This is a genomic window from Streptomyces sp. PL-29 (genome assembly GCF_058344425.1).
In genome coordinates, this window is sequence record NZ_CP136996.1 from 2868749 (window position 1) to 2881993 (window position 13245).

General features: G+C 71.3%; 15 protein-coding genes. 8 read left to right on the forward strand and 7 right to left on the reverse strand.

The window, feature by feature from the left end; genetic code table 11:
• The first annotated feature begins 55 nt into the window (after positions 1-55).
• The 4 genes from R4Z63_RS13000 to R4Z63_RS13015 all read left to right on the forward strand — a co-directional run bounded on the left by R4Z63_RS13000 (position 56) and on the right by R4Z63_RS13015 (position 2752).
• On the forward strand, positions 56-466 hold the full coding sequence (locus R4Z63_RS13000) for a rodlin (RefSeq protein ID WP_030767099.1): 411 nt from the start codon (positions 56-58) through the stop codon (positions 464-466).
• A gap of 243 nt (positions 467-709) precedes the next feature.
• The gene (locus R4Z63_RS13005; protein ID WP_037925062.1) at positions 710-943 is read left to right on the forward strand and encodes a chaplin; all 234 of its coding nucleotides are present in this window, start codon (positions 710-712) and stop codon (positions 941-943) included.
• Between the two features lie 121 nt (positions 944-1064).
• Positions 1065-2225, forward strand: coding sequence for a chaplin (locus R4Z63_RS13010; RefSeq protein ID WP_384455583.1), 1161 nt, complete (start codon positions 1065-1067; stop codon positions 2223-2225).
• A 179-nt stretch (positions 2226-2404) separates the two neighbouring features.
• Entirely contained in the window at positions 2405-2752 is a 348-nt protein-coding gene (locus R4Z63_RS13015) for a hypothetical protein (RefSeq protein WP_037925059.1), read from the forward strand.
• Positions 2753-2825: 73 nt separating this feature from the next.
• On the opposite strand, the gene R4Z63_RS13020 is transcribed toward R4Z63_RS13015, so the two are convergent.
• Together R4Z63_RS13020 and R4Z63_RS13025 are read right to left on the reverse strand one after the other, a co-directional pair.
• A complete protein-coding gene (locus tag R4Z63_RS13020; RefSeq protein ID WP_037925056.1) occupies positions 2826-3065 on the reverse strand; it encodes a chaplin in 240 nt (79 codons plus the stop codon).
• A gap of 145 nt (positions 3066-3210) precedes the next feature.
• Positions 3211-3702: a hypothetical protein gene (locus R4Z63_RS13025; RefSeq protein WP_384455586.1), complete on the reverse strand. Its 492-nt coding sequence runs from the start codon at positions 3700-3702 to the stop codon at positions 3211-3213.
• A gap of 284 nt (positions 3703-3986) precedes the next feature.
• On the opposite strand from R4Z63_RS13025, the gene R4Z63_RS13030 reads away from it, so the two are divergent.
• Positions 3987-4397 (forward strand): rodlin, encoded by a 411-nt coding sequence (locus tag R4Z63_RS13030; protein ID WP_037925054.1) that lies wholly within the window; start codon positions 3987-3989, stop codon positions 4395-4397.
• Between the two features lie 115 nt (positions 4398-4512).
• Here the strand turns inward: R4Z63_RS13030 and R4Z63_RS13035 are convergent, their stop codons facing one another.
• Positions 4513-5163, reverse strand: a complete 651-nt coding sequence (locus R4Z63_RS13035) for a vitamin K epoxide reductase family protein (protein WP_384455590.1) — start codon at positions 5161-5163, stop codon at positions 4513-4515.
• A 182-nt stretch (positions 5164-5345) separates the two neighbouring features.
• Between R4Z63_RS13035 and R4Z63_RS13040 the strand changes: the two genes are divergently transcribed.
• Complete coding sequence (locus R4Z63_RS13040; RefSeq protein WP_037925051.1) at positions 5346-6116, forward strand: DUF6227 family protein; 771 nt, start codon at positions 5346-5348, stop codon at positions 6114-6116.
• Positions 6117-6254: 138 nt separating this feature from the next.
• Here R4Z63_RS13040 and R4Z63_RS13045 read toward each other — a convergent pair whose 3' ends face one another.
• Positions 6255-7826, reverse strand: coding sequence for an MFS transporter (locus R4Z63_RS13045; protein ID WP_078556783.1), 1572 nt, complete (start codon positions 7824-7826; stop codon positions 6255-6257).
• A gap of 63 nt (positions 7827-7889) precedes the next feature.
• Between R4Z63_RS13045 and R4Z63_RS13050 the strand changes: the two genes are divergently transcribed.
• On the forward strand, positions 7890-8876 hold the full coding sequence (locus R4Z63_RS13050; RefSeq protein ID WP_386505369.1) for a helix-turn-helix transcriptional regulator: 987 nt from the start codon (positions 7890-7892) through the stop codon (positions 8874-8876).
• Between the two features lie 97 nt (positions 8877-8973).
• Here R4Z63_RS13050 and R4Z63_RS13055 read toward each other — a convergent pair whose 3' ends face one another.
• A complete protein-coding gene (locus R4Z63_RS13055; RefSeq protein WP_037925048.1) occupies positions 8974-9951 on the reverse strand; it encodes a sigma-70 family RNA polymerase sigma factor in 978 nt (325 codons plus the stop codon).
• A 195-nt stretch (positions 9952-10146) separates the two neighbouring features.
• Between R4Z63_RS13055 and R4Z63_RS13060 the strand changes: the two genes are divergently transcribed.
• Positions 10147-10686, forward strand: a complete 540-nt coding sequence (locus R4Z63_RS13060) for a GNAT family N-acetyltransferase (protein WP_384455597.1) — start codon at positions 10147-10149, stop codon at positions 10684-10686.
• A gap of 50 nt (positions 10687-10736) precedes the next feature.
• Here R4Z63_RS13060 and R4Z63_RS13065 read toward each other — a convergent pair whose 3' ends face one another.
• Together R4Z63_RS13065 and R4Z63_RS13070 are read right to left on the reverse strand one after the other, a co-directional pair.
• Entirely contained in the window at positions 10737-11504 is a 768-nt protein-coding gene (locus R4Z63_RS13065; protein WP_384682808.1) for a dioxygenase family protein, read from the reverse strand.
• A 170-nt stretch (positions 11505-11674) separates the two neighbouring features.
• The gene (locus tag R4Z63_RS13070) at positions 11675-13213 is read right to left on the reverse strand and encodes an MFS transporter (protein WP_384455603.1); all 1539 of its coding nucleotides are present in this window, start codon (positions 13211-13213) and stop codon (positions 11675-11677) included.
• Between the last annotated feature and the right edge of the window lie 32 nt (positions 13214-13245).

A 13245-nucleotide genomic window follows, 5' to 3' on the forward strand; every position in this document is an offset into this window, starting at 1 on the left:
CCGCCGTTGATCCGAGTGCTCCGCTACCGGGCAATCCTGCAAAAAAGGGACGACAATGATCAAGAAGATGATGGCCTCGGCCGCGGTTGCCGCCTCGGTCGTGGGCATGGGTGCCGCGATGGCCCCGCAGGCGATGGCCGTCGGCAACGACAACGGCATCAACACCGTCAACGGCAACAACTCCGCCCAGATCTACGGCAACCAGGCCACCTACGGCAACATGAGCCCGCAGATGGCGCTCATCCAGGGCTCCTTCAACAAGCCCTGCATCGCGCTCCCCGCCAAGGCCAACGTCCAGTCCGTGCTGGCCCTGGTCAACGTCGGCGTCCAGGACATCCCGGTCCTGTCCAGCCCGCAGAACCAGCAGTGCACCGAGAACTCCACCCAGGCCAAGGGCGACGAGGCTCTCTCGCACATCCTCAGCAACATCCCGATCCTCTCCGGCAACGCCTCCGCCGGCAGCTGATCGCACCCGCGCCCCGCGAGGCCGTCGCACCTTCGGGTCGCGGCGGCCTCGCCGCATGCCCGGCGCATCCGCAACCCGGAACACGACGATTCGAATTCACCGCCCGATCGGCCGCCCGAATTCCGTCGGGGCATCGGGGTGAATTACCGGACACTCGCCGAAAAAGCGCGGTTTCTTTTCTCTCGGCTGCTCGTTGTTGATTCTGCAGCGGATACGCCTCTGCGGGAAGGAATCAGAAAGAAAATGACGTACAAGAAGGCAGTGGTGCTGGCCGCCGGCGCTCTGATGGCCGCCGGTGCCGCCTCCCCCGCCATGGCCGACTCGGTGGCCGACGGCAAGGCCGTGGGCTCCCCGGGCGTCCTCTCCGGCAACCTGGGCCAGGTCCCGGTCCACATCCCGGTCAACGTCTGCGGCAACACCGTGAACCTCGTCGGGCTGCTGAACCCCGCGTTCGGCAACACCTGCGTCAACGCCTGACGCAGGCGCGTGCGCCCGCAAGGGCAGACCTCCTCGCAGGTGGCCTCGGAGTGCACGGCGGTGCACTCCGAGGCCACCTGCGATTCACCACCGGCGCCCGCCGGTAGACAGGGAAGGACCCATGCGACAGGTACTGAGCCGACAAGTACTGGGCAAGGGCATGCTCACGGCGGCAGCCGCGTCGAGCCTGTTGTCGATCGCGACCGGGGCGGCCTACGCGCACACCGGCGCGACGGCCGAGGCCTCGCATTCGCCGGGGGTGCTGGCCGGCAACAGCGTCTCGGTACCCATCACGTTCTCCCCGAACGTGTGCGGCAACAGCGTGGACGGCGGTGCGGCCCTCAACCCCGCGATGGGGAACACCTGCGTCACCGGCGGCGGATCGCACGCGGACGGGAGCCACGACTACGCGCGCTACCTCAGCCCCGAACAGGCCGAGGCCTTCGAGCGCTACCTCGACGAGCGCGCGGGCCGCCACGCAGTACCGGAGCAGCGCCACGAACCGCGGCGGTACGAGGTGCCGCGCCAGGAGGTGGCACGGCCGGAGGTGCCGCGGCAGGAGGAGCAGGGACCGCAGGCCCCCCGGAAGGAGGGACCCCGTCACGCCAAGCCCCGCCACGAGGAGCCCCGTCACGAGGGCGGCTACGGCGGCCCCGGCGAGGACCGGAACCAGGAGGAGGAGTGCGACGACCACCCCGCTCCTCCGGCGCACCACGCCCCGCCCGCGCCCGGGCGCCCGCACCCGAAGCCGGAACCGGTGGAGGACCGCCCGGCCCCGCTGCCCGTCCCGGAGCCGGTCCAGGAGCTTCCGGTACCGCCCGCGGAGCAGCCCGTCCCGCTCCCCGCACCGCAGCCCCCGGCCGAGGAGGCCCCGCACACGCTCCCCGCTCCGGCGCCCGCGGCCGAGGAGGAGGTGCCGCCCGCTCCGCCGCACGGCAGCCAGCCCGTGATCCGCCCGGCTCCCGCCCCCGAGGCCGCCCCGGCACCCGCTCCCGCCCCAGGCCCGGAGGCCGCCCCGGCACCCGCACCCGCTCCCGCCCCGGCCCCCGAGGTCGCGCCGCCGGCGGATCAGCCTCCGGCCTTCCCCTCCGGCGGCGCCCCGGTCCACGTACCGCCGGCGCCCGCACCGGCGCCCGCACCGCTGCCGGCCCCGGCCACCGCTCCGGCGGGTGCGCCCGTACTGGCGGAGACCGGCGCGGGTCAGCCCGCGGCCGCGGCGGCCCTCGCCTCGGCCCTGATCCTGGGCGGCGCCATTCTGTACCGGCGCTCGCGCATCGCCTGACCGGCAATGCCGGTAATCGGAAGAAATATCGGCCGGAGAATCCCTCATCGGATTCTCCGGCCGCTGTCATGTACCCGCGCGTTCGCGTTTCCAGTGCGCCCGGGAATCGTTACGCAAGGCGAAAGCGGCGCGCCGGTCGCCGCTGATGCCTCTGTCCACGAAAGAAGAGGATTTCGATAATGAAGCTCACGAAGGTCGCCGCTGTCGTCGTCGGCTCCGTCGCCGCCCTCGGCGCCTCCGGTACCGCGTTCGCCGCCGAGCCGACGGCTGCGATGCCCCCCATGAGCCTGACCGGCGGCGTGACCCAGACGCTGGACTCCATGGCCCCCGTGACCGAGAACCTTCCGCAGACCGTGGGCAACGGGCTGGCCGAGCAGGGAGACACCGTCAACAAGGTCGTGGGCACGGCCCAGAAGGTCAACAAGGTCCGCAACGACGTCCCGGGCACCGTCCTCGGCCTCGCGAACGGCGCCACCCAGGCGTCGCCGATGCTGGGCGGCGTACAGCTCAACGGCGGCCAGGGCTGAACCGCCTCCGCTGACAAGACCGTGGGCGCCACCGGCAAGGCCGGGGCGCCCACGGTCGGTTGTGCGCGCTACGTCAGTCGTTGACGCAGGTGTTGCCGAACGCCGGGTTCAGCAGGGCGATCACGTTCACGGTGTTGCCGCAGACGTTGACCGGGACGTGGACCGGGACCTGGAGCAGGTTGCCGGAGAGGACGCCGGGGGAACCCACGGCCGCGCCCTCGGCCGACGAGTCGGCGACGGCGGAGCCGGCGGCACCGGCCGCGGCGATACCAGCGGTGGCCAGGACCAGGGCGGCCTTCTTGGCAGAGTTCATGGGAGGTGCACCTTCTGTTCGACGTTCCGCCCCGCTCCGGGGCTCACACCGAGCGAAACGTTCCGCGCTCCCGGACGACACGGCTTCGGGCACGATCCGACCTATTCGGCTCAATCGCCGTCACCGTGTTGCCGTTTCGGGCCCGTCACGGGAGGGCCGGGAGCTCTGTCTCCGGGAGCTGGACGTCAGGGATCTGCACGTCGGGGATCTGCACGTCGGGGATCTGCACGTCGGGGACCTCCGGCACCAGCTCCCCGGGCGCTGCCGGATCCGGCAGCGCGGGCGGGGTGAGCGGCAGCTCGGGGAGTTCGACCCCCGGGATCTCGGGGAGCTGCACCCCCGGGAGGCTCGGCAGGTTGATCTCCGGCAACGTGATCTCGGGCAGCTCGATCTCCGGCAGTTCGATCTCCGGGAGCTTGATCTCCGGCAGGGTGACGCCCGCCGGCAGCAGGGCCTTGATCTGCTCAAGAAGTCCGTTGAGGAGGTCGTCGATCGGGCCGGCCGGAGCCGCCTTGCGGGCAGCCGCCCCGGCCCCGGAGTCGACCGCACTCGCGGGTGCCGCCGCGCCGGTCAGTATGACGACGGCGAGCGCCGAGGGGAGCAGAAGACGGGCGCGGGACGGCTTCGTGCGGTGCATGGAGGTTCCTTCGGGTGGGACACGGGGACACGGGGACACGGGAGCGGTCCGGTTCGGATCGCTCCTTGACTCACCGTGGGAACACCTCGTACGGAGCGCAACAGGAACCGGCGCGACTGGGGCCGCGTACGGGCTTCGCGCACGTGTCCGCAGGCGGCTCACCCGGGCTGGGGAAAACATCGGGACGCGCAGGCCGTTTGAGTGAAGCAGCGGAACCAACGCCCTGACCGGCCAGTTGACCAGGGCGCTCCATCAGCGGGCACTCGTGCGACAGAAGGATCAAGATGTTCAAGAAGTTCATGACCGCCGCCGCGGTTTCCGCCGTTGCCGTCGGCGCGGGCGCTGCTGCCGCTGCCCCGGCCATGGCCATCGGCAACGACAACGGGGTCAACACCGTCAACGGCAATGGTGCCCAGCAGATCTACGGCAACCAGAAGACCCACGGCGACCAGAGCCCGCAGCTCAGCCTGGTCCAGGGCTCCCTGAACAAGCCCTGCGTCGGCCTGCCCGCGAAGATCAACGCCCAGTCGCTGGTCGCCGCGCTCAACATCGGTGTCCAGGACATCAACGTCCTGTCCAACCCGCAGAACCAGCAGTGCACCGAGAACTCCACCCAGGCCAAGGGCGACGAGCCGCTCTCGCACATCCTGGACAACATCCCGGTCCTGTCCGGCAACGCCTCCGTCGGCAGCTGATTTCCGCCCCCCTGCCCCGCGCGGGGGTCCGGGCCGACGAGCCCGCGGCAGTGCGTGACAGGGCCCCGGCAGCGTCCAGCTGCCGGGGCCCTCGCACGTGCCGCCCGCGCGGCGCTCAGCCGGTCCAGAAGTCCCACCACCGGGTGAGGACCAGCATCCCGATCACCCCGGTGTGCAGGGCCGGCGGAGCCCAGCCGAACTCGGTGAAGAGGACCCGCAGCGGACCGGGGGCGGGAAGCACGCCCGTACGGACGTTGTGCGCGGTGACCGCCCAGAACATCAGCAGGGTCGCCACCCAGGCCAGGCAGCACCACAGGCAGAGGGCGTTGATCTCGTAGAGCGACTGCACCATGAGCCAGCTGCAGAAGCCGGTGCCGAAGAGCATGCCGGCGTTCAGTGCGAGCCAGAACCAGCCGCGGTAGCGGGCACCCGCCAGCAGGCCCACGCCGACGCAGACCACGACGGCGTAGGCGGCCAGCCCCAGCATCGGGTTGGGGAAGCCGAAGGCCTGCGCCTGCTCGCTCTGCATCACGCTGCCGCAGGAGACCACCGGGTTGAGGCTGCAGGCGGGCTTGAAGTCCGGGTCCTCCAGCAGGAGGAACTTGTCGAGGGTGATCACCCAGGAAGCCAGTAGCCCGGCAGCTCCGGTGAGGGCCAGCAGCCAGGCCAAACCCCTTGTTGCGGGGGCCTGTTCGTCTGCGTCTGCGCCGCGGGGCCGTACCTGCCGGCGCGGGACGTCCACTGTGTTCGTTGCCATGCGGCCCATACTCCCCCTCCTCCACCCAGAGTGGGGCCAATCGTGCCCATCCGTACGCAGGTTGACCTGAAGGTGTGGCGGGAACCTCCGATGCTTCCCGGACGTTTTACCGAACCCCGGACGTGATGTCAGAGCCAGGGGTTACGTTGAGCTTCCGCGAAGTGACAAGCTGCGACGGCCTGGAGCCCCCCTTGAGCGATCCGTACGAGACAACCGAGGCGCACCTCGACCGACTCCTCGGTCGCGCCCTCAACTCCTTCGACCTGCCCGACCGGCTGGTGGAGCGCCTCGGTACGGCGCTCGCCCACAGCTCTTCGCTCTGCACCACCCACCACGGCCCGGCGGCGGGCGTCTGGCGGGAGACGCACCGCCACACCTATCTGCTGCCCGACGGCGGTGCGGTCTCGCTGTGGGAGCTGTCCTGCCGGCTGGAGGGAGACCGGGACCCGCGGCACGAGGTCTTCGCGACGAGGGCGGAGACCCGCCTGGCGGTGGCCCGGCTGTTCGGGGAGTCGGCCGTGGGGGCGGCCCCCGATCCGGTGCCGCTCGCGGGTGAGGAGGAGCCGTACGACGACGCGTCGGGGCTCGGTGCGCTGTTCGCCTCCTCGGCGCCGGTGCCCCGGCACCGTGAGTACGTGGTGGAGGACTCCGCCGACCACGCACGCCGGGTGCTGCGCCGCGCGGAGAACCCGGACCGGCCCGGTGAGCGGGTGGCGGCGCTGCTGCGCGCGGCGTACGCGCACCGGATCACTCAGGCGTTCGGCACCCGGCAGGCCCTGCCGACCGGGCGGGACGCGGGCTTCCATCTGTACGAGCACGGCTTCGTGCTGCTGGACGGGACCGAGCTGAGCCTGTGGGAGGTCGAGCACACGGCCACCCCCGACGGGCGGCACATGTGCGAGGTGTACGACAGCGAGGCGGCCGCGCGCGGGGCGATGGAGTTCCGCGCCCGCGTCGGCTGAGTCCCCTCCCGCACGCCGTTCCCCCGCCCCGGCCGCGCCGGGGTGTCCTGGGGCCCACGGGGCGAGGCGGGACGGGACGGCGGACGGGCCCAACCGGGGCGGGTGGGCCCGTCCGGGCCGGAGAACCGGGGCCGGACCCTAGAGGGCGGGCACCTTCTCGGTGGCGTTCCCGGTGTGCTCGGTGTGCTCGGCGGCACCTTCGCGCTCCTCCATCGGGATCGCCCTGCGCGGCAGCATGAACATCACCACGGAGATGACCACCAGCACGCCCACGACCCACCAGAGCGCGCCGCGGAAGGCCTCGACGTAGGGCGGGCCGAAGAGCGTGTCGTCCTCGATCAGCCCGAAGAAGACCACGGACGTCAGGGCCAGGCCCAGTGCGTTGCCCATCTGACCGGTGGTGTTGATCAGCCCGGAGGCCGAGCCCGCGTCCCGGCGCGGCACCTCGGACAGCGTGGTGTCGTTGAGCGGGGCGACGATGAGGCCCATGCCGGCACCCATGAGGATCAGCGGGGCGGCCATCTGCCAGGAGGCGATCTCCATGCCGTAGTGCGCGGACTCCCAGATGTACAGGAGCAGTCCGGCGGCCATGACCAGGGCGCCCGCCTGGAGCACCTTGCGACCGAAGCGCGGGACGAGCTTCTCGACCGAGAGGCCGGCGGCCACGGAGACGGCGATGGAGAAGGGGATTCCGGTGGTGCCGGCCCGCAGGGCGCTCCAGCCGAGGCCCATCTGCATGTAGAGCGTCCAGACCAGGAAGAAGATCCCGGTCGCGATGCCGAAGGTCAGCTGGACGGCGATGCCGCCGGCGAAGCTCTTGACCTTGAAGAGGGAGAGCTCGACGAGCGGGGAGCCGTCCTTCTTGATCTTGTACTTCTCGTACGCGATGAACGCGGCGAAGACCAACGGCGCCACGGCCATGCAGACGAAGCCCCACAGCGGCCAGCCGTTCTCACGGCCCTCGGTGAGCGGGAAGATCAGCATGACGAGGGCGAGGGTCGCGAGGACGACACCGACCAGGTCCAGCCGCAGGGCCTGGGGGGCCTTGGACTCGCTGATGAACTTGCGGCCCAGGATCACGCCCGCGATACCGACGGGCAGGTTGATCAGGAAGATCGGGCGCCATTCGAGACCGAAGAGGTTCCACTGGGTGAGCAGCGCGCCGAGCATGGGACCGGAGACGGCGCCCAGGCCCACGATCGCGCCGAACATCCCGAAGACCTTGCCGCGTTCCTGCGGGGGGAAGGTGACGTGGATGATGGCCAGCACCTGCGGCACCATCATGGCGGCCATGCCGCCCTGGAGGATGCGGGAGGCGACGAGCATGGCCGGGTCGGCCGCGATGCCGCAGAGCAGCGAGGCGGCGGTGAAGCCGGCTATGCCGATGAGGAAGAGGCGCTTGCGTCCGTAGATGTCACCGAGACGGCCGCCGGTGATGAGCCCTGCGGCGAACGCGAGCGCGTAGCCTGCGGTGATCCACTGGATCGCGCTGGTCGAGGCGCCGAAGTTCTGGCGCATGGTGGGGATCGCGATGTTGACGATGGTCACGTCGACCAGGTCCATGAAGGCCGCGGTCATCACGATGGCGAGCGCCAGCCAGCGGCGGCGGTCGGGGGGTGAGCTGGGTGCGTCGTGGGCTGCGCCGTTCCGCTCTTCTCGTATGGGCCCGTTCTCTCTTTCGGGCGCTGTCTGGGGCGTCTCGGTGGTCATGAGGAGAAACCTAGACGGGATATAGGTCAGTTCATGTCCTCTTTCGCTGGCAGCCTGGATCACATGACCGACACACCGGCACGGCTCCTGTCCCTGCTGTCCCTCCTCCAGACCCCGCGCGAATGGCCCGGCAGCGAGCTGGCGCAGCGGCTGCGAGTGAGTGCGCGGACCATCCGGCGCGACATCGAGCGGCTGCGGGAGCTGGGCTACCCGGTGGAGGCCACGCTCGGCTCCGAGGGCGGCTACCGGCTGGTGGCGGGCGCGGCGATGCCGCCGCTGCTGCTGGACGACGAGGAGGCCGTGGCGATCGCGGTGGGGCTGCGGGCGGGAGCCGGGCACGCGATCGAAGGGGTCGAGGAGGCCTCCGTACGCGCGCTGGCGAAGCTGGAGCAGGTCCTGCCGTCCCGGCTGCGCCGCCGGGTGAGCACGCTGCAGTCGGCCACGATCGCGCTGACGCGGGGGGACGGGGCGAGCGTGGACCCGCGGACGCTGACGACGATGGCGTCGGCGGTGGCCGGGCCGGAGCGGCTCCGGTTCGCCTACCGGGCGCGGGACGGGGCCCGGTCACGGCGGCTGGTGGAGCCGTATCGGCTGGTCAGCACGGGAAGCCGGTGGTACCTGGTGGCCTACGACATGGAGCGGGAGGACTGGCGGACCTTCCGGGTGGACCGGGTGGACGAGGCGTTCGCGACGGGGGCCCGGTTCGCGCCGCGGGAGCTGCCGATGGACGCGGAGGAGTTCGTACGGCGGGGGCTCGGCGCGCACGGCGCACGGACGTACGCGGTGGAGGTCGTCTTCGAGGCGGGAGCGGCCGAGCTGCCGGAGTGGCTGCGGGCGGCCGCCCTGCCGGGCGGGACCGGGGCGGGCGGGACCGGGGCGGGCGGGACCGGGGCGGCCGTGGTCCGCTTCGAGAGCCGGGACGCGCCGGAGTGGCTGGCGGCCCGGTTGGCCCTGACGGGGCTGGACTTCACGGTGCGGGAGCCGGCGGCGCTGCGGACGGCGGCCGGTGCGCTGGCCGCGCGGCTCGCGTCGGCGGTGACGCCCGGATAACGGCGCCTGGCGCGAGCGGCGCCCGGAGAACGAGGGAGCCCCGGCGCCTGGGGGGGATAGGCACCGGGGCTCGTTCAGGGGGTTCGGCGGCGGGCGGCTAGGCCACGGCGTCGAAGCCGGTGTCGCGCGCCATCCGCTTCAGCTCCAGCAGGGCGTGCTTCTCGATCTGGCGGATCCGCTCCCGGGTCAGGCCGTGCTGCTTGCCGACCTCGGTGAGGGTCCGCTCGCGGCCGTCGTCGATGCCGTACCGCATCTTGATGATCGACGCGGTGCGCTGGTCGAGCCTGCCTAGCAGGTCCTCCAGCTCCTCGCTGCGCAGCAGCGAGAGCACGGACTGCTCGGGGGAGATCGCCGAGGTGTCCTCCAGGAGGTCGCCGAACTGCGTGTCGCCCTCGTCGTCCACCGACATGTTCAGGCTGACCGGGTCGCGGGCCCAGTCCAGTACGTCGCCGACGCGCTTCTCCGTCGAGTCCAGCTCGGCCGCGATCTCGGCGTGCTCCGGGTCTCGGCCGTTCTCGCGGTTGAACTCGCGCTGGACCCGGCGGATCCGGCCGAGCTCCTCGACGAGGTGGACGGGGAGGCGGATGGTGCGGGACTGGTCGGCGATGGACCGGGTGATGGCCTGGCGGATCCACCACGTGGCATACGTGGAGAACTTGAAGCCCTTGGTGTAGTCGAACTTCTCCACCGCGCGGACCAGGCCCGCGTTGCCCTCCTGGATCAGGTCGAGGAGGGGCAGGCCGCTGCGCGGATAGCGCCGGGCGACGGCGACGACGAGGCGGAGGTTGGAGCGGATGAAGACCTCTTTGGCGCGCTCCCCTTCGGCGGCCAGCGCCTCCAGCTCCTCGCGGGCGGGCCGGTCCCCGTCACGCTCTATCGCGCCGTCGAGGATCTGCTGGGCGTAGACACCGGCCTCGATGATCTGGGAGAGCTCCACTTCCCTGGCGGCGTCGAGGAGCGGGGTGCGCGCGATCTCGTCCAGGTACATGCCGACCAGGTCGCGGTCTGCGATCTCCCCGCCCACAGCGCGTGCGCTGCTCGTGGACTGACGGCGGGCGACGGCGCGGGTTGCCATGCGTGCTCCCTTGCGATGAGTTCGGTCGCGGTGCGGCTGCCGGACGGCCACCGTGGTGCGGTGGTACGCCCTCGGACACTCTCCCGAGTGCCCGCTTCCGAAGGAAACAACGACTGGAATCGGGACAGAATTCCCACGTTGGTCCCTCATTTTCGAGATCTTGCAGTATCCTGCCCCGCCACGAGAGGGGGACGAATGTCGCACGATCACGAAGAGGTGCAGGTCAGACCCGGAACGGAGGCCGATCTGACGTCGCTCACGGACCTGTACAACCACTACGTCCGAGAGACCGCCATCACGTTCGACACCACCGCGTTCACTCCGGAACAGCGTCGCCCTTGGCTGCACTCCCATCCTGAAGACGGCCCTCACAGGCTTCTGGTTGCCTGGACTGGCGAGCGCATGGCCGGATACGCCACCACCAGTCCGTTCCGTCCGAAGCCGGCGTATGCCACATCGGTGGAGGCCAGCGTGTACCTCGCCCCGCACGCGGTGGGGCGGGGGGTGGGCACCCTCCTGTACGGGGCGCTCTTCGCCGCACTGGAGAAGGAGCCGGTGCACCGCGTGTTCGCCGGTGTCGCCCTGCCGAACGACGCCTCGGTACGCCTCCACGAGCGCTTCGGCTTCCGCCGGATCGGCGAGTTCACGGAAGCGGGGTGGAAGTTCGGCCGCTACTGGGACGTGCGGTGGTACGAGAAGCGGCTGGGACCGACCGGCGAGCACCCGCCCCGGTGAAGCCGGGCGGCGGCCCGGGGGACTCGGACGGCGCCCCGGCGGGACGCCCCTCAACCGAACTGGAGGCTGCGCTTCGACAGGCCCATCCAGAAGCCGTCGACCGGGTCGCGGCGCTTCGTGAGGTCGCCGGTGGCGTCGGCGGCGCCGAGGGTGACGAAGAGCGGGGCGAAGTGCTCCGTCCGGGGGTGGGCCAGCCGGCCGGACGGGGACCGGGCCTCGAAGTCCAGCAGGGAGTCGATGTCGCCGGCGGCCAGCGCCTCTCGGCCCCACGCGTCGAACTCCGCCGACCAGGCGGGGACACCCGGGCCCGTGTGGCGCAGCGCGGCGAGATTGTGGGTGAAGAAGCCGCTGCCGACGATGAGGACGCCCTCGTCGCGCAAGGGCGCGAGCCTGCGGCCGATGTCCATCAGGCGGCGCGGATCCAGCGTCGGCAGGGACATCTGGAGGACCGGTATGTCGGCCTCCGGGTACATCTCCACCAGCGGGACGTACGCGCCGTGGTCCAGGCCGCGGTCCGGGATGTCTTGGACCGGGGCACCCGGGGCCCGCAACAGGGCCCGGACCGAGGCGGCGAGCGCGGGGGCACCCGGGGCGTCGTAGCGGACCCGGTAGTAGTGCTCGGGGAAGCCCCAGAAGTCGTGGACCAGCGGGGCGGATGCGGTGGCACCGAGGGCCAGGGGGGCCTCCTCCCAGTGGGCGGAGGCGATGAGTATCGCGGTGGGGCGGGGCAGGTCGGCCGACCAGGCGGCCAGTTCGCCCGGCCAGACCGGATCGTCGGCGAGCGGCGGCGCCCCGTGGCTGAGGTACAGCGCCGGCATGCGCGTTGTCTGGGGGCTCGCGCCCGTCGGGGCCTGGGGTCCGGGAGCCGGGTTCATGAGGGGGCGCTCCTCCGTCGTCGTACAGGGCTGCCTCGAAAAGACTAACCCCGCTTGGTTCAAATTTGAACCAAGCGGGGTGTCCAGTCATTCCGCGGGCTACCCGGCCCTGCTCAGTGCGCGATCACCGGGACCTTGACACCGGCGTCCTCGGCGGAGTCGGACCCGGAGGCCATCGGGTCGCCCGCACCCGGACGGCCGGTGTTGATCAGGGTCAGGGCGATCGCCGCGCTGGCGGCCAGGATGCCCACCGCCCACCAGATGGCGGAGGCGTAGCCCTCGACCATGGCCTGGGCCTGCACCAGCCGGGCCGCGGCCCCGCCGCCCGCGGCCTCGGCCGCGTGGTCGGTCAGGTAGGCGGTGGTCGCCGAGGCGGCGATGGTGTTCAGCAGCGCCGTACCGATGGCGCCGCCGACCTGCTGCGAGGTGTTGACCATGGCGGAGGCGACACCGGCGTCGGCCGGGTTCACCCCGTGCGTGGACAGCGACATGGCCGGCATGAAGGCCGTGCCCATGCCGAGGCCGAGCAGCAGCTGGGCCGGCAGGATCAGCGCGGGGTAGGAGGATCCGACCTCCAGCTGGGTCAGCAGCAGCATTCCGGCGGCGGCGACCAGGAAGCCCGGGCCCATCAGCAGGCGCGGAGCGACTCGGGTCATCAGGCGGGCGCCGATCTGGGTGGAGCCCAGGATCATGCCCGCGATCATCGGCAGGAAGGCGAAGCCGGTCTTGACCGGCGAGAAGCCCTTCACGACCTGGAGGTAGTAGGTGAGGAAGAGGAACAGGCCGAACATCGCGATGACGGCCAGGCCGAGCGAGAGGTAGACACCACCGCGGTTGCGCTCCAGCAGGACGCGCAGCGGCAGCAGCGGGGACTGCACCTTGGACTCGACGAAGACGAACGCCGCCAGCAGGGCCGCCGAGGCGATGAACATGGCCACGGTGACCTGGTCCGACCAGCCGGCCGACTCGGCGCGGGTGAATCCGTACACCAGGGCCACGAGGCCGGTGGTGGACAGGACCACGCCCGGGATGTCCAGGGGGGCGCGGTTGCGGGAGCCGGCGGGCTCGCGGATGACCATCCAGGCACCCACGGCCGCGACGACCGCGAACGGGATGTTGACGAAGAACGTCCAGCGCCAGTTGAGGTACTCGGTGAGGAAGCCGCCGAGGATCAGGCCGACGGCGCCGCCGCCGCCCGCGATCGCGCCGTAGATGCCGAAGGCCTTGGCCCGCTCCTTGGCGTCGGTGAACATCACCGCCAGCAGGGACAGGGCCGCCGGTGCGAGCAGTGCGCCGAAGGCGCCCTGGAGGGCGCGGGCGCCGAGCATCATGGCTTCGCCGTTCGCGGCGCCGCCGAGCGCGGAGGCCAGGGCGAAGCCGGCAAGACCGAGGACGAAGGCGTTCTTGCGGCCCCACTTGTCGGCGATGCGGCCACCGAAGAGGAGCAGTCCGCCGAAGGCGAGCGCGTAGGCGGTGATGACCCACTGGCGGTTGCCGTCGGAGATGCCGAGGTCGGTCTGGGCCGAGGGGAGGGCGATGTTCACGATGGTCGCGTCGAGGACGACCATCAGCTGGGCCAGGGCTATGAAGACGAGAGCCTTCCAGCGACTGGGGTCGGGAGCCGACGGGAGTGTCGCGGCTGATTTCGGCATGGGAGTACCCGTTTCACTGTGCGGAATGACTG